The organism is Tumidithrix helvetica PCC 7403, assembly GCF_965232925.1.
GTDB lineage: Bacteria > Cyanobacteriota > Cyanobacteriia > Pseudanabaenales > Pseudanabaenaceae > Tumidithrix > Tumidithrix helvetica.
The window spans coordinates 29,326-54,106 of the sequence record NZ_CBDDRA010000010.1 but is presented as its reverse complement, the minus strand read 5'-3'; the positions used below and the strand labels follow the sequence as shown (position 1 = coordinate 54,106).

Sequence of the window (24,781 nt, the reverse complement as noted above, 5' to 3'; positions counted from 1 at the left end):
AATCACAAGATCAAAATTAGCTGATAGCATTTGCCTATTTAGTTAGGACAAATTTGGCTACTTCGACACAATGCTCAGCATAAATTCTACTCCCTTCCGCCAACAGATTATTCGATGCCTTAATTAGCCTGTTTGTAGCTATAGCTTCTACATACGAAGAGATTGCAAAATATTGCTATTGCATAATACGTGAGATGTGGTATAATCTCGCCCAACTTTCGCTATGCGATCGCTCCCACATAGTTAATAGGCTCATACACGCCAACGGCATTGATTTTTATGTTGAGAAAAAACATTACTCCGCTCATCGCTCTTACTTTGGGTTTAGCCTCATTATCCTGCGGTATCGCCATCCCTGCGATCGCTCAAACCCCCTCATCTTTCCCTGACGATGCCACATTAGCACCGACCCCAACCGTTCCAACATCAACTCCAACGGCTTATACGCCATCTAGTCAATACATTGTCTACATCGCCAACGTAAATCCTGCCATGATGCCGCAGGTTAAAACCATAGCTCCCGATGCATTTGTTAGCCACCTAGATTCTGGTCAGAAAGTTTTACAGATCGGACGCTTTAATAACCTCAACTTGGCGCAAAAAAAAGCGGATCAACTCAGACAAGCAGGCTTATCCCCTGAGGTTAAACCTGTATCGACAAAATTTGCCAGTGCACTTCCTACAGTTCCTTCCGCAGTGCCCACTACAGTGACTAGGGGGACAACACCTGTAGCTCCTTCTGCAATTCCTACAACCTTGCCATCTGTTCCCATCACACCTAGCATTCCATCTTCAATCCCTACGGATCCCAATAACACGGGTGGTATGCTGCCGATCGCCAACGCACAGCCCATTCAAATTGAGAACAGTAATACACTTCCTAGCGTGCCGACGGGTATAGATCCTCAACAGGGTGGAACTGTTGAAATCAACCGCTCAGTTCAACCGATTCCTGTTTCTCCTGTACCAACCACACTGCCTCCGACCGCAGCAATTGACGCAAATCCTGCGCCTATTCCCAATCAATTTCGCTATTTTGTGATTATTCCAACGACCTCCTATGTGGTTCTACAAAGGGCAAAGATGGTTTCTCCCAACGCTCAAGTGAGAACATCCAATCGCGGTCCATATATTGAGGTGCAAGGCTACCCCGATCGCACAGGTGCGGAAGCATTAAATGCTGCGATGAGAAAGCAGGGCTTTGATTCTAGAGTTGCATTTTTCTAATGCTAAATCTAGCTCGTACCATTTTCAAAAAATGATGCAACGCATCTTTCTGAAAAGACCGCGCTGAGCGCGGAACCTAAATCCCAATCTGTCGCAAATTTAAGAGAAATCGGGATAGGTAGAGAAATTCATAACCTTGGGGCTAGACTCAAGGTTATGAGCTTTTGATCTGGGAGAATTATTGGGAGAATTTCGGATTAGGGTCTGAGATTTTGCATAGAAGCTTGCGCGTAACTTCGCATTTCTTCGGCTCTGCGCCACAATTCCTGCCCTGTATGTAAATGCTGATCGTCAAAATTTAGTGTAAAAAAACGAAACTCTTCAATGCCATCATCTAGGACATTCAGGCAATGATACAAATTGGATGCAACGCTGGCAGCACAAGAAGGGTTTGGAATTCCACGAAAGAAAATCTGCGCTCTCATAAATGAGTTATGGCATTCCTCTAGATAGGTCTGAAAGTTATCCATCAACTCGTCATCAAACGGATCGTCAGCGAGGCGATCGATCTGGTCATCTAACTCATCTAAAATTTCGCTCAAGACAGTAATGATGGGCTCATAGACTTGTTTTGTCCACATGTCTAGCAACTCTTCTTCATCAAAACTGGTGGCACGTTTAGCACGTTTGGCAGCACCACTAGAAACGAACTTAATATTGGCAATGCCGATACTGCGATCGTAAGAGGCTCGACTTTGGGGATTGCTCAAAACCTCATAGGCATTATTGACCGCAGCAATGTGGTCGTGATTATCAAGATTGCGGTTGCAATCGGGATGATATTTTTTGACAAGTTCTCGATATGCCCGCTTGATATCTGACTGTGCCGCTTTGTAATGCACGCCAAGGGTGTGGTAGTGAGTGTTGGTTTCGGTGGAATGAGACATGGTGACATTCTAGCGTCTCGATCTGGCATTTTTGACGAGCATTTTTGCCGTAGATCTTTATCTGATGTTCTTGCCTATTCGTGGCATGATCTTGGGGAGTTAATAGAAAAAGTTTGTGAGTTCTTGGTTGAGTCTACTTCAGCAACATCGTGTTATTGCCGTAATTCGAGCGGAACAGGCAAGTCTAGCGCGTGAAATGGCACTGGCAGCCGCTGCAGGCGGGATCAAGTTGATGGAAATCACATGGAATACCGATAAGGCAGAATCTTTAATTCCCAAGCTACAACAAGAACTACCTGACTGCAAAATCGGGACGGGGACGGTTTTAAATGCGGAAATGGCGGAACGCGCGATCGCCTGCGGCTGCAAATTTTTGTTTACGCCTCACACCGATCCTGTTTTGATTGAGATCGGCAAGAATGCGAATATTCCTGTAATTGCAGGGGCATTGACCCCTACCGAGATCGTTTCTGCTTGGCAAGCGGGAGCCTCTGCGGTCAAAGTATTTCCGATTAAATTGATGGGGGGGATCGATTATCTTACTTGCCTCCAGCCAGTCCTAAAAGATATTCCGCTGATCCCGACTGGGGGTGTAAATTTAACCAATGCAGCGGAATATATTAAAGCTGGGGCGATCGCAGTTGGTATCTCTAGTCAGCTTTTTTTACCCGAAGCGATCGCCCAAGATGATTGGACAAGTATCATTGCTAAAACACGGATGCTCATCCAAAACTTACAACCTTACCAAACGATATCGCTGTGAATGCTGTAAATAACATTGTCGCCGCATTAGGTTTAGATGTAGGCAGTAAGCGCATTGGTGTAGCAGGATGCGATCGCTTGGGCATGTTTGCCCATGGCATCACCACAATTGTCCGCAAATCCTGGCAGGAGGATATGGCACAGTTACAAGCTTTGGTCAGCGATCGCGAAGTTACGACCCTAGTGGTGGGGCTACCCTATAACATGGACGGCAGTCTGGGCTACCAAGCCAAGCAGGTACAAAAGTTTGCGCGTGGGGCATCAAAGCACTTAGGTTTGACTCTAGAGTATGTGGATGAAAGGTTGACCTCTTTTGAGGCGGAGCAAATCATGCAATCCCAGGGGTTTTCGCCTAGGGAAAACAAAGGCATGATCGATCGCAAAGCTGCGGCTCTGATTTTGCAGCAATGGCTAGATCGAAAGCGGAGTTAGTTGTCAAGATTGAGTTTTCCGCTGGGTTCAAAACTCATGGCGCATAAACCTGTGAGATCGCCAATTACCGCTCAAAAGCTAAAAATTATCTCTAAATTACAAATTCAACTTACAAAAATCAAATGTCCAAGTTTTTCGATCCAAAAACTGTCATAATTTCTTAGAGCAAGAATGCTTGTGCAAAGCGCTCTGTAGGCTATACCTGTGCAAAGAAGTTAAAACATTTCCTAATTTATGGATGGATCAACACTGATATTGACGGATGATGCAGGTAAATCCCTGCCATGTTTCTTAGAAACCACCTTTGACATTGAAGGGAAAGAGTATTTCTTACTCCAACCCGTCGATCATTCGGTGCAAATCTTTGCTTGGCAAGCATCAGAGACCGAAGAAGAGGAAGAAGAACTCGTCGATATCGACGACGATGAGGTCGATCAAATTTTTGCGATCGCTCAAGCAGTTCTTGCCGAACAAAATCTAAAACTAAAGCGAACTGCCTTTACCCTCACCGTTGAAGGGGAACTACCTGAGTTGATCGAAGATGAGATCTATGAGATCGGCATCGGCACAGAAGATGAAAGTGAGTGCGAAGAGTTTCAGGAATTGGCTAATTTTTATCATGAAGAACAAGCCTATTCCGTGTTTACTTCTGTTGACCCATTGATATTTTTTGCCAAACTCAATGCGGATGGTAAGCCAGAATTGCTCTCACCTGAAGAAATCGAATACATTCAGCCCTTTGTTGCAGAGCACCTAATTGATGCAGAAGACGCAGAAGAAGAAGCCTAGTTGGTGGTTCTACAGTGTATTTTTGCCTCTAACGCTGCTACTGTCTGGCTGGAGTGGTAGTTTGTGGTGGTTATGGGCTAGTGGCGCACCCAATAGTGTCGTTGGTACACCAGTTAGGATCAAAATTCCTGATGGTATGCCTTCCCAAATCATTGGGCATGAACTAGAAGCGGCGGGGGTAATTCGTTCGAGTTTAGCCCTCCGTCTCTGGCTCCAATGGTTAGCTTGGAAAGAGGGGGATACGCGACCCTTGCGGGCTGGAATCTATGATTTTTCGACAAACCAGCCTTTGCGAGAAGTTGTCGCCCAATTACAGACCGCCAAACCAGTGGAGGTGCGTTTTACCATTCCTGAAGGTTGGACGATCGCCCAGATGGCAGCTTATTTCGAGGAAAAGGGCTTTTTCCCTGCGGCTGAATTTATCGCTGCGGCAAACAAAGTTCAGCCCAAACGCAGATCTTGGTTACCCGATAGTATTCCCAGCTTAGAGGGTTACTTATTTCCCGACACCTATCAAATCCCTCCCAACGAAGTATCGCCCGATCGCACGATCGAACTGATGCTCGATCGTTTTGAGCAAGTGGCGCTCCCTGTATATAAGGCGCATCAAGACAAGGCACGTCAGGGTGGGCAGGCAAAAATCTCAGTTAGTTTGGCTGATTGGGTCACACTGGCTAGCATTGTCGAAAAAGAAGCGGTGCTTGAAAAAGAGCGTCGCACGATCGCAGGCGTATTTTGGCAGAGGTTAAAACGCAATATGCCCCTTGAAGCTGACCCCACAGTTGAATATGGGCTTAAGATCAAGCAAACTCCTGATAAACCGCTAACCCTCGATCAAGTTAGAACGCCTTCACCCTATAACACCTATATGAATGAAGGATTGCCACCAGGTGCGATCGCCTCACCCAGTCTTGCCAGTCTCAAAGCTACCCTCAATCCTGAAGCAACTGAGTATCTCTTCTTTATGGCTCGGTTTGATGGCAGCCATATCTTTAGCCGTACCCTTGAAGAGCATAAACAGGCAGTCCAACAAGTCGATAGACAACTTAAAAATAAAACAGAAAATAACTGATGCTTGGTTCACATCCGCTCCAATCTCACCTAGAGGCAAAGAACCTGTCCCTAGGGATTTTAGTTATCAGCAAGAAAAGTTTAAATTTGATACCCCGTCCACTTACGGCGGGTTTGTTGATTTAAATTTATTTAAATTCATGAAAGATCTGAATCGATCTTCCAATCTTTTGTATTTAGAGGCAAAGAATTGCAAGCTTTGTCCCCGTCTTTGAGGTGGTATATTGATCTGATGCAATCCCAAAAGAATTCTTGTAAAGAACTAGGTTGCAATACTTATTTTTCAAAGATCTTTGAGTTTTCAAAATTCTTCATCTAGTAAGCCTAAATCTTAATCATGCTACCTTGGCAGCTACTCACTCCAGATTTAGTTTTGTCTCAGTCGATCGCTGCGATCACCCCTGAGTTAATGCAAGAGCATGGTTTGCGGGGCATGATCCTAGATGTTGATGACACCATTGTTGGCAATCACGAATCTGAAGCTTCCCCAGAGATTAAGGTATGGATCGAGCTGATGCGGCAAGACTATCCCATTTGGCTGATCAGCAATAACTTTAGCAATCGCCGCATTCAAAACATTGCTGAAAATTTAGATCTCCCTTTTCGTTCTCGTGCTGGGAAGCCCTCAAGACGAATGGTTCGCCAGGCATTAGAGGCGATGAAGCTACCACCCGAACAAGTTGCCATGATTGGCGATCGCCTGTTTACCGACACATTAGTAGGGAATCGTTTAGGTCTATTTACCGTTCTTGTGCAACCACCTTGCAACAACAGTGACAAGGGCGACAATCACAAAAAAACTTCTTTGCTAAGAGTTAGAACAAATGTTTTACGAAGATGGGAAATTTGGTTAGCCCGTAAATCAGGGGTTAATATCTAAAACCCACAAAACGTAAGCGCATCAGAAAGTTTTACTTCTAGGAATCTATTCATGGGTAATTTACAGGGTCGCGATCTTTTAAGCTTGGCAGATTTGCAAACACAAGAAATCTATGATTTGCTGGCTTTAGCGAAACAATTAAAGTCTGGCGAAATCCAACCAGATTTTCGACGTAAAACCTTAGGTCTGCTATTCCGTAAAGCGTCAACACGAACCAGAGTTAGCTTCACAGTGGCTATGCACCAACTTGGTGGTCATGTGATTGACCTCGATCCAAGTGTTACCCAAGTCAGTCGCGGCGAACCGATTGAAGACACAGCGAGAGTACTCGATCGCTACGTGGATATTTTGGCGATTCGTACCTCTGCCCAGCTAGAACTAGAAACCTTTGCCAAATATTGCAAAATCCCCATCATTAATGCCTTAAGCGATCTCGAGCATCCCTGTCAAGTACTAGCCGACTTACTTACTGTGCAGGAAAACTTTGGTAAGTTACAGGGCTTGACCATGACCTATGTGGGTGATGGTAATAATATGGCACACTCCCTCCTCCTAGGTTGTGCTTTGGTCGGAATGAATATCCGTGTTGCTACCCCAAAAGGGTTTGCTCCCGATCCAGACATTGTGGCGCAAGCAAGAAGTCTCGCCAAGGGCTCTGAAGTCATTGTTACCCACGATCCAAAACTGGCATCTCAAGCAGCTCACGTTCTCTATACCGATGTCTGGGCAAGCATGGGTCAAGAATCGGAAGCCCTCGATCGCATTCCGATCTTCCAACCCTACCAACTGAACGCCGATTTGATGACTCTAGCAGATCGTTCGGCGATCGTTCTGCATTGTTTGCCAGCCCATCGTGGTGAAGAGATTACCGATGATGTGATGGAAGGCAAGCAGTCACGCATTTGGGATGAAGCTGAAAATCGCCTTCACGCTCAAAAGGCTCTACTCGTCAGTCTGCTGTAATTACCCCATACCCAAAAATATAATTGCATGTAGTCCTCATGCGAATATCTGGTGAGGACTACACCCAAATCGTTCTCAATTTGATTCGATTTTGACTTGAACTGCATCAGAACTCGCTCGCATGAATAACTTTGGTAAAATCTGACCAGTTTGAGTTTTGTACTGCTCGAATTCAGGATAACGTGACAAGGACAGATCCTTCTTTTTCATATTGGGGATAAAAACTGCCACTACAAAGGCAGAGAGTACAGCATAGGGTATCCAGTTCTCTGCCAATAGGGCAAAAGATAGATAAATTAGGATTTCACCTAGGTAGTTGGTATTGCGGCAACGGGCAAAAAATCCCTCGGTTATTAATCCTTGATGATATTTGAGCGTGTAATATTTCTGGGCATCGCTGGTGTAGTGCAAAAATATGCCCAAGATATTCAGCGCGATCGCAACGGATACCAAGGGCAAAGGTGGCACAGAACCACTGCTAATCAAAATAAATGGAGCGAGCCAGTAGAGCAATAGAACGCCAAAGGTGACGATACCTTTTCCCAGAGGAATTTCCTGCTCCCATTGGCGATCGGGATAAATCCGAGACTTTAATAGCCACAAAATGCCATAGGTTCCATGCAGCGCTAAGTAAACCCAAGGCCCAAGCGAAAAATTTTGATACCCAACCATTAGACCAACAATAACAAAGGTTGTTAGTCCCTTATGCAAATCGATCGCATGTTTGATTTTCACAAAAAAGCTCCTATTAGCAAAAACTCTCCCAAGTTGGGAGAGCAAACATTCAATATCTACTTCAGTTAATTAGCTCTTGAGCCTTCATAGCCAGATAGGTCGGCTAACTCTTCTAACGTTTTTTGTCCTTCGTGGAGCTTGTTCTTGATCTCCCAAGTTGGGAAGCCCTTAATTCCCTTTGTCTGACATAGTTGGGGTTTAGGGTTTTCACCTCTTGGATCGCACTCAATATAGGGGATTTGCTTCTTGGCTTCGCCAAATAGATCTTTTTGATCGCGACAGTGAGGACACCAAAAGGCTCCATACATCTTGGCATCGATCGCTCTAAGGTGCTGCGCCAACCGACCTTGAAAGGTTCCACTCTGCGCCAACAACTGATTTTGGCTGGCATATACACCAAGGGTTCCCGTTAAAGTGACCACACCCACTATTAGACCGATAAAAATCAACTGCCCGATATCTTTCCAGATATTGCCAAACAGGTTAAGCAACCAAATTGAAAACATGGCGATCGCCGAACTAAAGCAGTAGACACAAAAAGTGGTCTGTCCGTTGGCATCTTTAATTACAAAGGCAACTAGATACATCAGATAGGCACTAAACACCATGGTGGCAGTGGACACCATGAAGAGGAGAAATGATGTCTGTTGTTTGACCTTTTCTTTAAACTTGACATCTTCTGTTTGAAGGATCATCGGTGCTGCCGCCAGTCCTCCCAATGTCAAATAACCCAATGCTCCAAAAATTGTGAGTGGGACACCAAAAATTTTGGCATATTCACTATTGAGGACGAGATCGCAGCCCGATCCCTGTGTCGTACACAAAGCAACAGTGCCACCAAAGAAATGAGTGATCGTTAGATAACTAGTCAGAGCTGCTCCAAATATCGCGATCGCAATGATTATGGGTCTATACCAGCGATTAATCCAAGGCTCAGAACGTTGACGCATAAAAGTCATGGGATAAAAGGGGAAGAAGGAGACCAAAAGGTAAAACTAAGGTATTGGGTGAATTCCAGAAACAAGTTTACCCCAGTCGCGTGTTTAAGTCCGCTCAAGTGGTTTCGACTTCGCTCAACTACTTGAGTCCTTTACCTTTTTAATTTTTCCCTTCTAAAAGATAATTTTACCCAATCGGCAAAGAAGAAAAGTTGAGTTTTGTGTCTGTTCCTGATTCGGCAATTTTAGAATTGTTCGTATTTACCGTGCTGGCATGAACCGCTTCGACAAAACGACTCACCCGAATTGGATCGACGGCTTGATGAATTTGACCGTTACGCTTGAGGGAACTGGAGACAATGACACCATCGGCATATTTGATCAACTGCGGAATGTTATCCCAAGTTGCCCCAGAGCCAATCAGTAGGGGGGTGCCTTGGCAGACAGCGATCGCTTCTTCTAAGTCTTGACGAGCGGGGGGATCGCCCGTTGCCCAGCCTGATAAAATCACAGCATCAGCAAGTCCGCGATGAATGGTGTCTTGAATTGCCACAGATAATTTAGGCATCGAAAGGGGTTGGGCATGTTTGACCAACACATCCGCAAAAATTTTGACATCACAGCCTAATTCGCGACGATAGCGCAAGAGATTATAGGCATCTCCTTCAATCAAGCCTTGATCGGTTGCCATTACCCCTGTTAAAACATTGACACGGATAAACTTAGCGCCAACACAGGCAGCGATCGCCATAGCACTGCGGGCATCATTTCGCAGGACATTAATTCCCACAGGAACATCAACCATCTGCATCACGCGTTGCACTATGAGACTCATGGCACTGACAACGGCGGGATCGACTTGACGGCTGGTAAATGGGGCATCAAAGAAATTTTCCACTAAAATTCCCTGCACGCCACCTGCTGCAAGGGCGGTAGCTTCCTGCTCTGCCCGATCGATCACTTCTTTTAGGCTACTTCCCCAGCGGGGTGAGGTGGGTAAAGGCAGAAGATGAATAACACCAATAATGGGTTTTGGCTTGTCAAATAAATAACTCAGATCCACATGCTTGTTTCTTAAGGTTTAAGCAGAGCGCGATTAATTGCTTTTACTTTACCCTGATTAGGGGTTCAAAATTTTACTCTTATCGGAACTACGGGTAGATTTAATTCATGGTTGATAAAATGCTTGACAAGGTTGACATCTTAATTCTTTCTAATGCCCCTGGAGAGCTAACGACTTGGGTTTACCCCGTCGTCAAACAATTTGCCCTGCGCCAGACCCAGCAGTTACCAAATACACCCAGCTTGCGGATCTCGATCGCTTTATCCCCCTGCGCTAATGCCAGCGGACAAGAGGCAGCGATCGCCAAGACCTACCCGAATGTCAGTCGCGTGCTGGGGGCAGAACATTTTTGGCAATTTCTGTTGTGGGGTAAAACGCCAGAACCTTGGGACTGGTACGAAAAGGGCGTAGTGATTTTTTTGGGCGGCGATCAGATTTTCCCAGTGGCGATCGGGAAACGATTAGGCTATGCCACGATTGTCTATGCCGAATGGGAAGCGCGTTGGTTGGGTTGGGTGGACTATTTTGCCCTGCGTAGCGATCGCATTGCTGCCAAGATCCCAAGCAAATTTCAGCACAAAGCAATTGTAGTGGGCGATCTGATGGTCGATCGCGAACTAGAAAGCAGCGATCTGCGATCGGCTAGTCAGAATTTAGGGCAAAAAACAGTTGTCTTGATGCCCGGTTCTAAACCGATGAAGCTCAAAGTTGGCGTGCCGATGTTTTTAGCCGTTGCCGATCGCCTCAAGCAAAAATATCCAGAGATGCGGGTAGCGATCGCCCTTGCCCCAACCGTGACACCACAAATGCTGGCAAGTTTTGCACTACCGCCTCTGCTCATGGAAGAGGGGACAACGGGTGAGTTAATGCAAACCGAGACTCAATCTGAGAATCCTGCCGAGCTAGCCTATCAATTACGCACAGCCCAAGGCACTATGGTGGAAATTTCCACACAATTTCCCGCCCACGATCTATTACGCACCTGCGATCTCTGCCTGACGACAATTGGTGCAAACACAGCAGAGTTAGCGGCGCTGAATGTACCCATGATTGTAGTCATCCCCCTCAATCAAATCGATGCCATGCAAGCGTGGGATGGTTTATTGGGCGTATTCACCAAATTGCCGCTGGTTGGTAACAATTTGGTTAAGATCGTCAATCGAATTGCGGCTGAGATATTCCAACGACAGGGTAAATTACTGGCTTGGCCAAATATTTGGGCGGGTCAGGAAATTGTGCCTGAGTCACTCGGATATTTAACCGCTGAAGGTATCGCAGCGCAAATGCTCTTTTATCTCGATCGTCCTGAAGAACTAGAGAAAATGCGCGATCGCTTGCGGGCAGTCTGTGGAAGGGCAGGGGCTGCGGCTAAAATTGTCGATATGGCGTATGAGGCGATTGACGCCAAGAAATCAGCAATTCCAAAAGCATCCCCCAATACTTAGAATTTAAGATCGCGATCGCGGCGATCGTATTTGTAGTAACGTTATTAGTTGCTTGCTCAAGCCAATGAACAAGCTGCTAATTCCAGCGAATTGTAAATCAACTAGTTATATACAACGTTTTGACCATGATTCATCCTCGTGCGATCGTTCATCCCAACGCCAAGATTGGTGAAGGAACTACAGTTGGTGCTGATGCGATTATTGATGAACATGTCGAAATCGGTGCCGATTGTGAAATTCGGGCTAGGGCGATTATTACGGGGCATACCAAGATTGGCGATCGCAATCAAATTGGCTATGGGGCAATCATTGGTTCTGAGCCTCAAGATACCTCTTACAAAGGCGCGATTAGTTTTGTCACGATCGGCGATCGCAACATCATTCGCGAATATGTCACGATCAATCGCGGCACCAAAGAAAATTCAGCCACCACGGTAGGGAACGACAATCTGCTCTTTACTGGGGCACATATTGCGCACAACTGTACGGTAGGTAATCATGTAGTACTGGTGAACAACGTGCTTTTAGCGGGTTTTGTAGAAGTGAGCGATCGGGCGTTTATGGGCGGTGACACCGTGATCCACCAGTTCACTCGCATTGGCTCTTATGCCATGATTCGCGGTCAAACAAGGCTAGGCATGGATGTGCCACCCTACTGCATGGCTGTTGATACCAATCTCGTCTCAGGGTTGAATAAAGTCGGTTTGCGTCGCAGTGGATTCGATCATACGCGCCGCCGCCTGATTCAGCAGGCTTTTGATATTTTCTATCGCTCCAATCGCAATCGCACGCAAGCGATCGAATATATCGAGAATGACCCGATCTTGAGTCAAAGTCCAGATATTCAAATGTTTTGTGAATTTCTCAAATCGACGAAGCGCGGCGTTTGTCGGCTCTATTCTCAAAGAGCAAAGTCGTCAACCGCGATCGAAGAAGATTCCGAATAGAAAATTTTAGGCAAATGGAAGATGTTTTCCCCATTCGCCCGTAAACACAAAACTAGAGAGGGGATAGCGATCGCGGGTCGCGGTTTCCTTTGCCTGCAAATCGGGGGGTAAGCTACTCAACTCACCTGGATATCCCAGCGCGATCGCTGCCATCGGCTTGAAATTTTCGGGCAGTTTGAACGTAGCGATCGCTTTGTCCGCCATAAAGCCTGCCATTTGATGCAGTACCAAACCCATAGTAGTCGCCTGCAAAGACAGGGTGGCAACGGCTTGTCCGCAGTCATATTCTGCCCAATCGTTGGGCTTGCCATTATGCTTGAAGGTTTTTCGAGCAACAGCCAGTATCAAAACTGGGGCAGCCTGCGCCCAGACAATATTTGCGGGAACGAGACAATCGAGCAACTGTTGATAGGCGATCATATCGGTCTGGGTTGCCACGATAAAGTTCCAAGGCTGATCGTTAAAACAAGAAGCCGACCACCTTGCGGCTTCAAATAACCGATTTAGCTTCTCTGCCTCTACTGGCTTGCGATCGAAGGCACGAGGACTCCATCGTTGCGCGATCGCGTCATGAATTTCAAAATCCGTAACGGCAGGTTTTTCCATAGATGTACCTTTGTAATGGATAGCTGAATTTTGAATTCTGAAAGTCGATTTCAACTTTCTCGTCTTACCTTAAGCCCATCGAAAAACCGCTGCACCCCAACTTAAGCCTGCGCCAAAACCCGCGATCGCGATCGCATGATTCGGCTTAATTTTACCCGCTCTTACCCATTCATCCAGTGCCAGCGGAATTGAAGCTGCCGAAGTATTCCCATGCTTACTCATATTGCTCACGGCTTTATCGGCATCGATTTTTAAGCGGGTCTGAACGGCATCGATGATGCGTTGGTTTGCCTGATGCAAAATTAACCAGTCCAGATCGGCGGTTTGCAGGTTTGCCCGATATAAAGCCTTTTCGATCACTTCAGGAACAGAGCGCACCGCAAACCGATAGACCTCCTGTCCATTCATCGTGATCGGGTCATAGGTCGATTTGTCCTCGTTGTAGCCTAGGTTGAGCAGGTTGTTACCCTTGCCATCGCTGCGCAACTCAAAGCCCAATAAATTATCCTGTTCGGACGCTTGCAGTACCACAGCACCAGCACCATCGCCAAACAAAATGCAGGTGCGGCGATCGCTCCAGTCTACCCAGCGCGACAATAGATCGGCTCCAATTAAGAGGATATTTCTGTAGGTTCCTGAGCGAATAAACTGGGAAGCGGTCACGAGTCCAAACACAAACCCCGAACAGGCTGCCGAGATGTCAAAAGCCACAGCTCGGTCTGCGCCCAAAAGTCCCTGCACCTTCCCCGCTGTGCCAAATAGATCGTCTGTCGTGGAGGTTGCCAAAATAATCAGGTCGAGGTCGGTTGGCGCAATGCCTGCGGCAGCGATCGCCTGCTGACCTGCCCTAACAGCCAAACTTGTGAGAGAATCTTCACCCTTCGTCGCGATAAATCTCTGTCTGATCCCCGTACGACTGGCAATCCATTCATCGGACGTATCAACCATTTGACTGAGTTCTGCATTCGTCAGAATCTTGGCAGGTACTGCCGAACCGCTACCGATAAAACGAACGCCCTGCAGTTGGTTAATGGTTGAGTTGGGGGGTAAATCAGACATATAAGTAGGTATATGACAATCTGAGTGAATACATTGTGGGGCAATATCTCATGATAGCTAGCGCAACGACACAAAAAGATACTGCCCCTATTTCCTTCAGCGTAGCTGAGCTAAATTTAAAAACCTAGAACGGCTGGCTCAAGTAGGAGGGTCATCTGGGGCATCAATGTCAGGTACAGCGCTGGGAATTGAAGCAGGTATTGAAGTCTGTGCCTTGATCTGACCGCGAATGCGATCGAGTACCTGATTGTCAACCGCATCTTTGGCTACCCGAATGGCATTATAGATACTGTTCGCCTTGGAACTACCATGGGCGATCACGCATACACCTGCGACGCCAAGTAATAAAGCGCCGCCATACTCATCCGCATCCATGCGTTCTTTGACTTTTTTGAGGTTAGGGCGCAACAGAAATGTTCCTAGTTTACCTTGCCAACCTTGGGGTAATTCTTCTTTCAAAATTTGCATGGCAACCTGTCCGACCCCTTCAGCAAATTTGAGCAGGACATTTCCCATGAAACCATCGCAGATAATTACGTCAAACTGCCCTGAGATCACATCTCTACCCTCAGCATTACCCGCAAAGGGAACATGGGGATTATCTTGCAGCGCTTGATGGACGCGAATGGCAAGGTCGTTGCCCTTACAGGCTTCTTCCCCAATATTCAAAAGTCCCAGTCTGGGTTCCTTAACGCCCAAAGCATACTGGCTATAGAGCAGCCCCATCGTGGCAAATTGCTCTAGAAATTTAGGACGGCAATCGACATTTGCGCCCACATCTAGCAACAGCACTGGCTTATGGGGTATGAGGGTAGGCAATAATGCCCCGATCGCAGGTCGATCGACCCCCGGCAAACGCCCCAACCGTAATAAAGCGGCTGCCATCGCTGCCCCCGTGTGTCCTGCACAAACGACTGCGTCTGCTTCTTTGCGCTTAACCAAGTCCATGGACACGGCGATCGAAGAACGCGGCTTTTTCCTAAGCCCTTCCAAAGGTTCTTCATGCATATCGATCGTGCCTTCGGCTGGCACAATGGTCAAGCGATCGCTTTCTTTATAGTTGTGTTGTTTGAGGTAAGCAGCAATGGCATCACGATCGCCAACCAGTGCAACATCTAGGTCTAGCTTTGTTTGAGCGAAAACGGCTCCTTCGATAATTTCTCGTGGGGCAAAGTCCCCACCCATAGCGTCAACTGCAATTCGCACGTTTAGTGTTTCCTGTCTGATGTATAGCTAAACAACTGAGTTCTACAAAAGTAAATGTCTAAGAACGATTAAGAACATATCAAGTCTGCAAAAAATTTTAACAGTTATACTGACCATCCCCCCAGCAAAATCAGCAGGCTCATCCAAAATAAGCATACTATTGAGAGCAGTTCAAGCAAGTCGATCTCAAATACGCTGTGACCATACATTCTCCTGCCCCAGATGATTCTGGCTCCCTAGCAAAGCCCAGAAACCTTTCTAAACATCGCCAGATCTCCTTAATTCAGGCGATTTGGCAAGATAGCTTAACCATTTGGTGGGGCGACTGGTTAGAGTTGCGCGTCCGCATTTATCAAGTCCTGTCTTCAGGGCTGGTCTCGCCCCTGATTTACATTCTTGCCTTTGGATTTGGCTTGGGCAGCGCCATGAAAGGAAATAACGCCTTTGGTGGCGATTATCTCAGTTTTATCTTGCCAGGCATGGTGGCTTTGTCATCGATGACGATCGGGTTTGCGGGGACAACCTTTTCAATTTGCGGCGATCGCCTCTATAGCAAAACCTTTGAAGAAATGTTGATGGTGCCGATCCATCCCCTTGCCATGCACTTGGGCAAAATGTTAGCTGGGGTGACGCGGGGCTTGATTACATCGGTATCGATTATTGCTGTGGCGATGATTTATACAAGAAACTGGCATTTTTTACATCCAGAATTTTTGTTGCTCCTGATTCTAAATTGTATGGTGTTTTCAGGGTTGGGTGTTTTGGTAGGCTTAACCGTGCGATCGCTAGAGTCGGTCGGTCTCTATAACAACTTTTTAATCGTGCCCATGTCGTTTTTAGGTGGGACATTTTTCGATCCCGCGCAGTTACCACAGCCTCTACAAGCGATCGTCTATACCCTGCCCCTGACCCATGCCAGCGTAGGCATGCGATCGGTGATTAATGGCGGTCATGCCAGTTGGTATGGTTGGGTGATTTTGTTTGCCTCGGCGATTTTGCTGACCCTCGCTGGGGCTTACAAGTTTTCACACCAGCAGGACTAGCTTCATAGATTTAAAGATAAAATTAAAGTAAATTAATCGAGCTTGGCGGAACCTATCTTCACAGGAATTGCCAAGCGATCGAAACATCTCATTCGGAGCATCTGGGCTAGCTATGAATTCTATTTTAAGAAAAGGCAGTAAGGGATCGGATGTCGTACAACTACAGCAATTCTTAAAAGCGTCTGGCTACTATAGGGGCAATATCGATGGTGATTTTGGATCGGGAACTGCCAATGCCGTCCTCAGCTTTCAGCAGGCAAAGGGTTTGGATGTCGATGGTATTGTAGGAGCAAGAACTTGGCAAGCCCTCTCCGCTAGCGGTGGATTTACGCCAACGCCTGCCACTACATCGATTAATAGTCCTCTTTTATTACCTGGATCCCGTGGAACCGCAGTCTCGGAAGCCCAACAGCTATTAAAAACGAAGGGTTACTATATTGGTCGAGTCGATGGAGACTTTGGCAGACTTACCCGAGATGCAGTTGTGGCTTTTCAAACGGCAAATGCCCTATTGGTTAACGGTCAAGTGGACGAAGAGACTTGGAACCAGTTGCGTGCCCCTGCGATCGCTTCTCCTACGGTTGAGACAGTTGAGAGTGTCGATATTCAGAGGAGCGAACCCGATCCTAAGCCGACCGATTCAAATATTCCGCCAAGCTCACCGCTTGTGACTGCTTGGACAGCAGGAACGATCTATCCACCCACCGCTGTACCGACAGATCCCACTCCTCCCATAATTTCCACATCAACACCGTCCACTGCTACACCACCCACCGCACCGATTGCAACCACACCTTCCACTTCATCAGTTACACCAACAATCGCACCAACAATCACACCATTACCTAGCGAAGCAGTTTCACCTACACCGATAACATTGGCATCGTCAGGGAAAATTAGTTTGGTGGATGCCGCTGCAAGTTACAACCAGACAAAATTTGTCTATCAAACGGAAGCAATTAAAACCCTCGATTTACAAATTGGCTCCACGACGAGGCAAGAATTTCTCAATCGGTGGAATGCTGGGTCGAGTTCGATTCTACTTACCACTTCGCTGGAAGATGCTTTTGATAACTATAACGGCAGCGAATTTCCCGGTCAGCCTAGCGCTCTTAAATGGTTAGAAAATCAACTTGCACCTGCGGCTTTGGATAGTTTTTCTAGAGATTGGCAAAATCTACCGTCTAGTAGCTTCGCCAGAGTCAGCTTTGTGGATGCGGCAAATCAATACGATCGCATCAAGTTCCCAAATCAGTTGAATGCCATTTCCTATCTCGATCGCGAACTCACGAATACGCCAGATATCAAGGCTCAATTTATTCAGCGCTGGACGATCGCGACCACGGGTGGTTCCAATATGGCTAATTCAGTAGATCCGAGTAAGATCTCGTTGGTGGATATCTTTGACAGCTATAACGGGCTCAGATTTCCAAGTCAAGCTTTGGCATTAGACTGGCTGCAAAGACAACTTGCCCCTTCAGTCTTGTCTGAATTCTCTCGACAGTGGCGCAGCAGTTCTCCGAGCTAAAAGCTAAACGAATTTTACCTACTCCATTTCTTCAATATGTTGTGAATATGCGATCGTTTCTTTTCTAATGGCTTTATCCTTTCATCGCAAATTGGACTAGCATTCCATCTTTTGGTCTGTAACTGTCGCACCAGCGAAGAAGAAAACCGCATCGAATATTGGCTCAAACTGATCGAAAGTTTTGGCGGTCAGTCCCCCGTAATTATTGTGGGTAACAAAAAAGACGAGCAACCCCTCGACATCAACCGCAAAGCCATGCGCGAAAAATATCCTAATATCCGAGCCATCATCGAAACCTCCTGTTCAAAAAATGAAGGTATCGAAGAACTCCGCTCCCCGGGCTTTTACCCAAAGACGAACCTGAAAACACAGAACTAGAAGGCGAAACTCTCGAATTTCAATACCATTACCTCGTCCTCCCTGCCAACATTATCTCTCGCTTCATCGTCCTCACCCACGACAAAATTCACGATCGCACCTACTGGCGCAGTGGCGTGATGCTTGCCTACCAAGAAAACAACGAGACCTACAATATCGCCCGTATCAAAGCCGACCCCGAAGACAAAAAAATCTTTATCGCCATTAGCGGACGTAAAGAAACAAGACGCTTATTTCTTGGCATCATCCGCGAGGTCTTCAAAAAAATTCACAGCACTTTTGCCAATCCTGAAATCAGCGAAGTAGCACTCAGCCTTCGGGCTGGGTGAGAATGCTTGATTTTGTCCGCACTAAGCTCAGGCTGCTAGCCAGTGGAGCAAAGAGTGTCAATCCGCCTGGAATGCAGGCGATTTCAACGGGTGTCATACCAATAATCTCACCATCTACCACTACTTTTTGCGGTGGAGTTGCCGTCACTTTGATTTTGGCGGTTCGGAAGCAGACCAGTCCTTCGTTCTCGATTTGGGTTTTTACCAAGGCAGAGGTAAACAGCTTGCCGATCGCATCGATCGCGAGCAGCCAGTCAGCAATATTGAGATTCTCATTTTTGGCAATCCCAATCGTGACATCGAGCAGCCCATCGTGGGGAATGACTTCTCCCAGTCCTTGAGCTAGCACTGAAGTTGGAGGCGCGGCATTGGCGATTGTCATCGCCCCACATTGAAACTGTGTAATCGCACCATCAATTTCAACTTCAACAGTAAAGGGCTTCTGTTCCAAAAGCTGCTGAGCACCTGCAACCAAATAGGCAAGAGGACCTAAGAGGTTTTTCATGTCGCGATCGGCACGTTCGACAGTTTCCGCTTCAAAGCCAATACCAGCCAACAAAATCATCGGGAAGCCGTTACAACGGGCAGCATCGACAATACAAATATTTCCTGTGAGAATTGTTTCGCATGCAGGCTTGAGACCTGTGGGAATTCCCAGTGCCACTGAGAAAGCGTTAGCAGTACCTCTGGGAATAATACCCAGTGGAATCTCTGTGTCAATCAAGGCATTCGCCACTGCCGAAATCGTACCATCGCCACCAGAAGCAATTACAAAATCAGTACCAGGAGCCATAGCGTTACGTTCCTGAATCGCCGCGATCGCTTCTTTTGCTTGGTCGCCAGGATTTACATCGGGCTTCGTGAAAATCACCTTGAGATGAACCTCAGGTTCCAAAATTTGGCGAATTAATGCCAGATCCCAGTCAGGATTTCCCTGCCCTGCTACGGGGTTAAAGATCAGATGAGCGACACGACTCTTGGAAAGTGCTTGTAGGACGGCATCTGCGGTTGCCAAGTTGGTGGCAAGGGGGACATTATAGATTTTACAGACCCGCAATAAAGTCAGAAGATCGGGTGTGCTCGAATGAGTCTGGTTGGGATCGAATAGACAGATGACACAGGCAACTTCTCCTGCAATGATGTGCGCAACAATTTCAAGATCGCCACCATCTTGTTTCGATCGCAAGATCTCAATCGTCAGACCCGTCGCAGATTGAATCTGTTTTCCTGTATTGGCTGTGGAAATTGCATGATAGCGTTCCACGGTCGCTCGGTATTTTTGCACCAGAGCAACCAAATCGGTCTTTTGGTTGTCATGGGCGAGGAAAGCAATAGAAGTTGGCATCGGTTGTTGGCTAATTGTATGGAGGGATTCTTCAACTAGAAGAGGCAATCATGAATTGCCTCTTCTAGTTTGTGTGACTAGGATTTACCGATTTGTAACTCCCCTTGCAGAAAATCGATAAATTGTTGGGCGGTACGTCCCGATCGCCCATTGTGGCGGGTTGCCCATTGCAGCGCCCGAAAATCTAAATCTTCTGTCGTCAAGCGAATGCCAGCTTTATGGGCGAGGTGGTGTACGATTTTGAGGTAGGTGTCTTGATCGGATGGCTCGAAAGTTAAGACCAAGCCAAAGCGATCGCTTAACGACATTTTTTCCTGTACCGTATCCCAAGGGTGGACGTCCTCATTGGCACTTGGGCGAGGGCGATCGGCAAAATATTCGCGCAAGAGATGCCGACGGTTAGAAGTGGCATAAACCACGATGTTGGCTGGCTTGGCATTCAGATTTCCTTCTAGCAGAACCTTAAGCGCTTTATAATCATCTTCTTCTTTCTCAAAGGACAGATCATCCACAAACAGAATGAACTTCTGCGGTGCATTTCTCAAGACTTCTATAATTGCCAGCAAGTCTTTTAGATCGGAGCGTGCGACCTCAATCAGACGCAAGCCGCGATCGCCATACTGATGCAGCAACGATTTCACTAACGACGACTTCCCCGATCCGCGACTGCCATAAAGCAAGACATTCAGCGCCGCATATCCCGCTAACAGAAATTCTGTATTCTGGAGCAATGCATTTCGCTGATGTTCGTAGCCCACTAAGTCTAGAGCATTCACCCGATCGGGATGAGCCAGTCCTAAGAGTTGTCCTGCCTGCCAACGGAAAGCCACATATTCCGCAAATAGACCCGCACCATGCTGTCGATAGCGATTGGCAAGCTCCTTCAACAAGTTAGCCCAATCGCTTGATGGGTTGAATTTGGGAGCTAGACTGGAAATGGATCTAGACTGACCTTGCTCGGAGGGATGCCATTCCACTAAGTATTCCACAAGTTTGAAATCCTCAGAAGTTACCTCTTTCATCCATTGATAGAGAATTTCTCCACCCGCAGTGCTAACTTTTTGTAGAATCTGTAGATCGTGTTTGGCAGCGGACATCAAGCTGATTGAGAGACCAGCAAAATCGCTTTTTTGGGCTTGCTGTGAAAATGGATTGTCCGCAGTTAAAATTTGATGAATGATGTAATCTTGCCAACTTTGACCAGTTTGAGCGATCGCTTTAAACCATTCGCCATAAGCTTTGAGACAGGCGAGATCGGATTGAATGCCTTCTGCGGTTTCGCCTAGGGTTTGTAAGAGGTTTTGATAAGCTTGTCCTGCGGGTAGCGCTAAGGTATCTTGATATAGCAATAAGGCGGCGATTTGGCTTTGTAACTGATAAATGGCTTGGAATACTTTTTGCTTCATAGAATATAGCGATTAGCTGTTGGCTGTTAGCTTTTTTGCTTTGTAATTTCGGGGGGTATTTTGAATGTACTACACAGATGTGAGAATAGCTATCGAGGATTGAGACGATCACCATATTTACGGTTTTTGTCTGTACCAGAGTAGGGCAGGTATAACCCTGAGTTATGACGGAGTTTGGAGATCGGAAACAAACCTATTTGCTGCGACATTTGCAAGGCGTTATTGTTGCCAAAAAGCCCATCCAGCACTAGATAACTAAGTGGGATTAGTCCTCTGAGCAAAGCCAACAGGGCGATAATCATTCCTTTGATGCGGAGTAGCTCTGGAGTCAGGTTAACCTGCGTTTTGTCCTTGTTTTTTGAACCTTGAGGTCGTCCCCGTTTCCGTTTGGGGGGGTAGATGATGGACGGATTTCTTCTGAGGTGAGGGGGTTGTTGTGTCAGTCATGTAGTTGGACAGACAATACAGCAGTGGTAGGATGTCAAACAAGGGCTTTTGAGGGAGATTTTGTTCTGATTAAACTCATACCATTTTCAAAAAGTGATGCAACGCATCTTTTTGAAAAGACCGCGCTCCGCGCGGAACACAAAACCCGATCTGTCGCAATTTCAAGAGAAATTGGTATCAGTTTCCTCCAAAATCCCTCTTGACTAAATGCTTTTTTTCATCTTTTGGTTTGGCATAGGTGTTGCTACAAGTATTCTGCTTTTTACTTCTGTAATTTTTGAGTTTGTGGGCAATACCCCCTAGCTCAATCCCAGTCATCATCCCATTCGTCTTCAAAACCATCTTTACTGGCTTTCTTGCTCGGAGTTGAAGCTGCCTTTTTAGTATCTTTAGGCGGCGGCGTAGAGGCAGAGAAGACATCCTTGATTGGAGCAGAACGACGAGAAAAAGCGGATGCGTAATTGGGTAGCTTTGGAAAGGATTGCAAAATCGTAACCGCGATCGCACCGACTCCCGCACAAAATACCAAGACCAAACCTAACGGGAGCTTAATCGACTCAAATACTAAGAATTTGAGCGTTATCGATAGCGTATTTTGAGTCGCAAAGATGGCAATTCCCATCGACAGGAACCACAGCCAAAGATAGAGCAAAATCCGAATCATACTGAAGCTCCAAGTTACATTTCTTAATCAAAGATGTTTGTGCAGATCTAGATCGGAATCATTGGAAAAATCGGTCAGGAAGTGACCAAACTCTTCCACAAAGCGATCGCCCAAAATTGCATCGCGCATCCTTTGCGTAAATCGAATTAACTCCGTAATATTGTGAATTGCTAGAAGCGTAAAGGCTAAAACCTCTTGCGATCGAAACAAATGACTCAAGTAGGCACGGGAAAAGTTTTGACAGGTATAGCAAGGGCAACTGGCATCCAAAGCGGAATAATCTCGTTTAAAGCGATTGTTTTTTAAATTCCAGCGATCGCTCTTACCATCGACGGTCATGATCGCCATCCCATGCCTGCCTAGACGAGTAGGAATTACACAGTCAAACAGATCGATACCAGCGGCAACCGCCTGTGCCATTTCTCGATGCGTACCTATCCCCATGAGATACCTAGGTTTATTCTCAGGCAATAAAGGAGTAGCTGCCCGTACAATTTTGGCAATCAACTCGGGTGGTTCGCCCACACTTACCCCTCCGATCGCATAGCCCGGCAGATCGAATTGCACCAGTTCGCTGGCTGATTTTTTCCGCAGATCTAAAAACACGCCTCCTTGAACGATGCCAAATAGGGCTTGATCGGCGGGTCTAGCATGAGCTTTGAGACATCGTTCCAACCACAGGGTCGTGCGATCGCTTGCCTGTCTAATCTGGTCGTAGGTCGCAGGGTAGGGAGCGCATTCATCGAATGCCATAATTACATCTGCACCCAGTTGATTTTGAATCTGGATTGATTTCTCAGGGGTGAGGTTAATCATCTGACCATTACGAGGCGATCGGAACTGTACGCCCTCATCGGTAATCGAGCGAATATCGCTGAGGCTAAATACTTGAAAGCCCCCTGAGTCGGTCAAAATTGGCTGCTGCCAGTTCATAAATTTATGTAGCCCGCCTGCTTCTGCCACAATATCTTCACCGGGTTGAATATGCAGGTGATAGGTATTTGCCAAGATCATCTCGGCTTTACAATCTTTGAGTTGCGCAGGCGTAACGGTTTTTACATTGGCAAGCGTTCCCACAGGCATAAAACGCGGTGTATGCACGACACCATGAGGTGTGTGGAACTGTCCAACTCTTGCGCCTGTCTGACGACACTGGCATTCTAGTTTAAATTCAAACGGTTTCAGAATTTCTACTATCCTTTTTGACTTGATTTCTTCACACTATACCCGAATCAGTGAGGAGCTTGACGCTAATATAGAAGTTGATGGGTATCTACCTCTTTATTGCTGCTACTTGGAACAATTTTATGCGTTATCGTCGCTTTGGTAAAACTGAAATGCTTCTGTCCGTATTCTCCCTTGGCACGATGCGCTATTTGGAGTCTGAGGAAAATGCGGTCAGTACGATTTTTAAAGCGATAGAACTGGGTATCAATCACATTGAAACCGCTAAAGGCTATGGCAAAAGCGAACAATTTGTGGGCGCGGCATTTCGGGCTGGGCTAGACAAACATCGCGATTCCCTAAACGGGGATGCGTCCCGCCGCCTCTATGTCACCACAAAAATAGTGCCCACACCAGATGCAGACACGATGCGGCGGCAAATCGAAGATTCCTTGCAAAAGATGAATCTCGACTACATCGATAACTTTGACCTGCATGGCGTCAATACTTGGGAGCATTTAGAATTACTTAAAAATCCTCAGGGCTGTATGAAGGCAGTACAGGAGGCAGTCGATCGAAAATTGATTCGTCATGTCGGCTTTTCTACCCATGCCCCCCTAGAGGTGATTTTAGCGGCAATCCAGACCGACCTATTTACCTCGGTCAATCTGCACTACTACTATTTCAATCAAAGAAATGAACCTGCCGTTCAGTTAGCCCATGAAAAAGATATGGGGGTGTTTATCATTTCTCCTTCAGATAAAGGCGGCATGATCTACAAGCCATCAGCCAAGCTGAAAAGCCTATGCTATCCTTTCACGCCAATCTATGTGAACGATCGCTTTTTACTATCCGATCCTAGAGTTCACACGCTCAGCCTTGGTGCTGCCCACCCGCAAGAGTTTGCCGAGCATCAAGAAGCTTGGGAGAATGATGCGCCGCTTTCAGAATTGGAAAATGAAATCTTTGCCTGCATGCACCGCCACTATGTTGAAGGGTTGGGAAGCGATCGCTGTTCGCAGTGCTATGCCTGTTTGCCCTGCCCAGAAGAAATTAACATCCCAGAGATTTTACGGTTGCGAAATCTGGCAGTTGCACACGACATGGTGGAATTTGGCAAGTATCGTTATGCCATGTTTGGAAATGCAGGTCATTGGTTCCCAGGAGAAAAGGGCGATCGCTGCACGGACTGCGGCGACTGTTTGCCTCGTTGTCCTGAAAAGCTAGATATTCCCAAATTACTGCGTGACACCCACGATCGCCTCTACGAAGGGGAAGGCAAGCGTCTATGGGATTGATATCTATCGCTTACAAAAATATTGAAACGGCTTTTTGTAAAGTTTTTAGAATAGTCTGGCACTTCAAAGAACTAAAAATGAAAAGCTTAAATTCAAATCCGTCGAAAATTTAAGTAATACCATTTTCAAAAAGTGATGCAACGCATCTTTTTGAAAAGACCGCGCGAAG

Annotated in this window: 24 protein-coding genes and 1 pseudogene; 13 read left to right on the top strand and 12 right to left on the bottom strand. The window is 46.5% G+C overall.

What is annotated here, in order from left to right:
• Window positions 1–279: 279 nt before the first annotated feature.
• Window positions 280–1,227, top strand: coding sequence for a hypothetical protein (locus tag ACP2WE_RS11110; protein WP_425215619.1), 948 nt, complete (start codon window positions 280–282; stop codon window positions 1,225–1,227).
• Between the two features lie 197 nt (window positions 1,228–1,424).
• Here ACP2WE_RS11110 and ACP2WE_RS11105 read toward each other — a convergent pair whose 3' ends face one another.
• A complete protein-coding gene (locus ACP2WE_RS11105) occupies window positions 1,425–2,114 on the bottom strand; it encodes a DnaJ domain-containing protein (RefSeq protein WP_425215618.1) in 690 nt (229 codons plus the stop codon).
• Window positions 2,115–2,229: 115 nt separating this feature from the next.
• Here ACP2WE_RS11105 and ACP2WE_RS11100 point away from each other — a divergent pair, with 115 nt between their 5' ends.
• From ACP2WE_RS11100 to argF, 6 genes are all read left to right on the top strand, one after another.
• Window positions 2,230–2,877: a bifunctional 4-hydroxy-2-oxoglutarate aldolase/2-dehydro-3-deoxy-phosphogluconate aldolase gene (locus tag ACP2WE_RS11100; protein ID WP_425215617.1), complete on the top strand. Its 648-nt coding sequence runs from the start codon at window positions 2,230–2,232 to the stop codon at window positions 2,875–2,877.
• The gene (ruvX, locus tag ACP2WE_RS11095) at window positions 2,874–3,308 is read left to right on the top strand and encodes a Holliday junction resolvase RuvX (RefSeq protein ID WP_425215616.1); all 435 of its coding nucleotides are present in this window, start codon (window positions 2,874–2,876) and stop codon (window positions 3,306–3,308) included. The genes ACP2WE_RS11100 and ruvX overlap by 4 nt, the downstream gene beginning before the upstream one ends.
• Window positions 3,309–3,542: 234 nt before the next feature.
• Window positions 3,543–4,097 (top strand): DUF3727 domain-containing protein, encoded by a 555-nt coding sequence (locus ACP2WE_RS11090; RefSeq protein ID WP_425215615.1) that lies wholly within the window; start codon window positions 3,543–3,545, stop codon window positions 4,095–4,097.
• A complete protein-coding gene (mltG, locus tag ACP2WE_RS11085) occupies window positions 4,069–5,169 on the top strand; it encodes an endolytic transglycosylase MltG (RefSeq protein ID WP_425215614.1) in 1,101 nt (366 codons plus the stop codon). The genes ACP2WE_RS11090 and mltG overlap by 29 nt, the downstream gene beginning before the upstream one ends.
• Window positions 5,170–5,505: 336 nt before the next feature.
• On the top strand, window positions 5,506–6,048 hold the full coding sequence (locus tag ACP2WE_RS11080) for a YqeG family HAD IIIA-type phosphatase (RefSeq protein ID WP_425215613.1): 543 nt from the start codon (window positions 5,506–5,508) through the stop codon (window positions 6,046–6,048).
• 51 nt (window positions 6,049–6,099) lie between these two features.
• Window positions 6,100–7,011 carry an ornithine carbamoyltransferase gene (gene argF, locus ACP2WE_RS11075; RefSeq protein ID WP_425215612.1) on the top strand — a complete coding sequence of 304 codons (912 nt, stop codon included), beginning with the start codon at window positions 6,100–6,102 and terminating at the stop codon, window positions 7,009–7,011.
• A gap of 75 nt (window positions 7,012–7,086) precedes the next feature.
• Here the strand turns inward: argF and ACP2WE_RS11070 are convergent, their stop codons facing one another.
• From ACP2WE_RS11070 to btpA, 3 genes are all read right to left on the bottom strand, one after another.
• Window positions 7,087–7,746: a methyltransferase family protein gene (locus ACP2WE_RS11070; protein ID WP_425215611.1), complete on the bottom strand. Its 660-nt coding sequence runs from the start codon at window positions 7,744–7,746 to the stop codon at window positions 7,087–7,089.
• A gap of 65 nt (window positions 7,747–7,811) precedes the next feature.
• Entirely contained in the window at window positions 7,812–8,705 is an 894-nt protein-coding gene (locus tag ACP2WE_RS11065; RefSeq protein WP_425215610.1) for a vitamin K epoxide reductase family protein, read from the bottom strand.
• A gap of 166 nt (window positions 8,706–8,871) precedes the next feature.
• Window positions 8,872–9,747 carry a photosystem I biogenesis protein BtpA gene (gene btpA, locus ACP2WE_RS11060; protein WP_425215609.1) on the bottom strand — a complete coding sequence of 292 codons (876 nt, stop codon included), beginning with the start codon at window positions 9,745–9,747 and terminating at the stop codon, window positions 8,872–8,874.
• Between the two features lie 107 nt (window positions 9,748–9,854).
• Between btpA and ACP2WE_RS11055 the strand changes: the two genes are divergently transcribed.
• Together ACP2WE_RS11055 and lpxA are read left to right on the top strand one after the other, a co-directional pair.
• Window positions 9,855–11,192: a glycosyltransferase family protein gene (locus tag ACP2WE_RS11055; protein WP_425215608.1), complete on the top strand. Its 1,338-nt coding sequence runs from the start codon at window positions 9,855–9,857 to the stop codon at window positions 11,190–11,192.
• Window positions 11,193–11,317: 125 nt separating this feature from the next.
• A complete protein-coding gene (gene lpxA, locus ACP2WE_RS11050) occupies window positions 11,318–12,139 on the top strand; it encodes an acyl-ACP--UDP-N-acetylglucosamine O-acyltransferase (RefSeq protein ID WP_425215607.1) in 822 nt (273 codons plus the stop codon).
• 6 nt (window positions 12,140–12,145) lie between these two features.
• Here the strand turns inward: lpxA and ACP2WE_RS11045 are convergent, their stop codons facing one another.
• The 3 genes from ACP2WE_RS11045 to plsX all read right to left on the bottom strand — a co-directional run bounded on the left by ACP2WE_RS11045 (window position 12,146) and on the right by plsX (window position 15,010).
• On the bottom strand, window positions 12,146–12,745 hold the full coding sequence (locus ACP2WE_RS11045; RefSeq protein ID WP_425215606.1) for a nitroreductase family protein: 600 nt from the start codon (window positions 12,743–12,745) through the stop codon (window positions 12,146–12,148).
• Between the two features lie 69 nt (window positions 12,746–12,814).
• Complete coding sequence (locus ACP2WE_RS11040) at window positions 12,815–13,804, bottom strand: beta-ketoacyl-ACP synthase III (protein WP_425215605.1); 990 nt, start codon at window positions 13,802–13,804, stop codon at window positions 12,815–12,817.
• 138 nt (window positions 13,805–13,942) lie between these two features.
• A complete protein-coding gene (plsX, locus tag ACP2WE_RS11035) occupies window positions 13,943–15,010 on the bottom strand; it encodes a phosphate acyltransferase PlsX (protein WP_425215604.1) in 1,068 nt (355 codons plus the stop codon).
• A gap of 272 nt (window positions 15,011–15,282) precedes the next feature.
• Between plsX and ACP2WE_RS11030 the strand changes: the two genes are divergently transcribed.
• From ACP2WE_RS11030 to ACP2WE_RS11020, 3 genes and pseudogenes are all read left to right on the top strand, one after another.
• Window positions 15,283–16,053, top strand: a complete 771-nt coding sequence (locus tag ACP2WE_RS11030) for an ABC transporter permease (RefSeq protein ID WP_425215720.1) — start codon at window positions 15,283–15,285, stop codon at window positions 16,051–16,053.
• 112 nt (window positions 16,054–16,165) lie between these two features.
• The gene (locus ACP2WE_RS11025) at window positions 16,166–17,581 is read left to right on the top strand and encodes a peptidoglycan-binding domain-containing protein (RefSeq protein ID WP_425215603.1); all 1,416 of its coding nucleotides are present in this window, start codon (window positions 16,166–16,168) and stop codon (window positions 17,579–17,581) included.
• A 99-nt stretch (window positions 17,582–17,680) separates the two neighbouring features.
• Window positions 17,681–18,261: pseudogene (locus ACP2WE_RS11020) on the top strand (P-loop NTPase family protein); the annotation flags it as partial.
• A 7-nt stretch (window positions 18,262–18,268) separates the two neighbouring features.
• On the opposite strand, the gene ACP2WE_RS11015 reads toward ACP2WE_RS11020, so the two are convergent.
• The 5 genes from ACP2WE_RS11015 to tgt form a co-directional block, all read right to left on the bottom strand.
• Window positions 18,269–19,633 carry a methylglyoxal synthase gene (locus tag ACP2WE_RS11015; RefSeq protein ID WP_425215602.1) on the bottom strand — a complete coding sequence of 455 codons (1,365 nt, stop codon included), beginning with the start codon at window positions 19,631–19,633 and terminating at the stop codon, window positions 18,269–18,271.
• Between the two features lie 77 nt (window positions 19,634–19,710).
• Entirely contained in the window at window positions 19,711–21,039 is a 1,329-nt protein-coding gene (locus tag ACP2WE_RS11010) for an ATP-binding protein (RefSeq protein ID WP_425215601.1), read from the bottom strand.
• Between the two features lie 89 nt (window positions 21,040–21,128).
• A complete protein-coding gene (locus ACP2WE_RS11005; RefSeq protein ID WP_425215719.1) occupies window positions 21,129–21,440 on the bottom strand; it encodes a transposase in 312 nt (103 codons plus the stop codon).
• 350 nt (window positions 21,441–21,790) lie between these two features.
• Complete coding sequence (locus tag ACP2WE_RS11000; protein ID WP_425215600.1) at window positions 21,791–22,150, bottom strand: lipopolysaccharide assembly protein LapA domain-containing protein; 360 nt, start codon at window positions 22,148–22,150, stop codon at window positions 21,791–21,793.
• 27 nt (window positions 22,151–22,177) lie between these two features.
• Window positions 22,178–23,338, bottom strand: coding sequence for a tRNA guanosine(34) transglycosylase Tgt (gene tgt / locus ACP2WE_RS10995; RefSeq protein ID WP_425215718.1), 1,161 nt, complete (start codon window positions 23,336–23,338; stop codon window positions 22,178–22,180).
• 119 nt (window positions 23,339–23,457) lie between these two features.
• On the opposite strand from tgt, the gene ACP2WE_RS10990 reads away from it, so the two are divergent.
• Window positions 23,458–24,612, top strand: coding sequence for an aldo/keto reductase (locus ACP2WE_RS10990; RefSeq protein ID WP_425215717.1), 1,155 nt, complete (start codon window positions 23,458–23,460; stop codon window positions 24,610–24,612).
• Window positions 24,613–24,781: the final 169 nt, after the last annotated feature.

Excerpts from the sequence above, each read along its gene's own strand:
- ACP2WE_RS11110 (WP_425215619.1), top strand. The coding sequence starts at position 280 with ATGTTGAGAAAAAACATTACTCCGCTCATCGCTCTTACTTTGGGTTTA.
- ACP2WE_RS11105 (WP_425215618.1), bottom strand. The coding sequence starts at position 2,114 with ATGTCTCATTCCACCGAAACCAACACTCACTACCACACCCTTGGCGTG.
- ACP2WE_RS11090 (WP_425215615.1), top strand. The coding sequence starts at position 3,543 with ATGGATGGATCAACACTGATATTGACGGATGATGCAGGTAAATCCCTG.
- mltG (WP_425215614.1), top strand. The coding sequence starts at position 4,069 with ATGCAGAAGACGCAGAAGAAGAAGCCTAGTTGGTGGTTCTACAGTGTA.
- ACP2WE_RS11080 (WP_425215613.1), top strand. The coding sequence starts at position 5,506 with ATGCTACCTTGGCAGCTACTCACTCCAGATTTAGTTTTGTCTCAGTCG.
- argF (WP_425215612.1), top strand. The coding sequence starts at position 6,100 with ATGGGTAATTTACAGGGTCGCGATCTTTTAAGCTTGGCAGATTTGCAA.
- ACP2WE_RS11065 (WP_425215610.1), bottom strand. The coding sequence starts at position 8,705 with ATGACTTTTATGCGTCAACGTTCTGAGCCTTGGATTAATCGCTGGTAT.
- ACP2WE_RS11055 (WP_425215608.1), top strand. The coding sequence starts at position 9,855 with ATGGTTGATAAAATGCTTGACAAGGTTGACATCTTAATTCTTTCTAAT.
- lpxA (WP_425215607.1), top strand. The coding sequence starts at position 11,318 with ATGATTCATCCTCGTGCGATCGTTCATCCCAACGCCAAGATTGGTGAA.
- ACP2WE_RS11045 (WP_425215606.1), bottom strand. The coding sequence starts at position 12,745 with ATGGAAAAACCTGCCGTTACGGATTTTGAAATTCATGACGCGATCGCG.
- ACP2WE_RS11040 (WP_425215605.1), bottom strand. The coding sequence starts at position 13,804 with ATGTCTGATTTACCCCCCAACTCAACCATTAACCAACTGCAGGGCGTT.
- ACP2WE_RS11025 (WP_425215603.1), top strand. The coding sequence starts at position 16,166 with ATGAATTCTATTTTAAGAAAAGGCAGTAAGGGATCGGATGTCGTACAA.
- ACP2WE_RS11015 (WP_425215602.1), bottom strand. The coding sequence starts at position 19,633 with ATGCCAACTTCTATTGCTTTCCTCGCCCATGACAACCAAAAGACCGAT.
- ACP2WE_RS11010 (WP_425215601.1), bottom strand. The coding sequence starts at position 21,039 with ATGAAGCAAAAAGTATTCCAAGCCATTTATCAGTTACAAAGCCAAATC.
- ACP2WE_RS11000 (WP_425215600.1), bottom strand. The coding sequence starts at position 22,150 with ATGATTCGGATTTTGCTCTATCTTTGGCTGTGGTTCCTGTCGATGGGA.
- ACP2WE_RS10990 (WP_425215717.1), top strand. The coding sequence starts at position 23,458 with ATGCGTTATCGTCGCTTTGGTAAAACTGAAATGCTTCTGTCCGTATTC.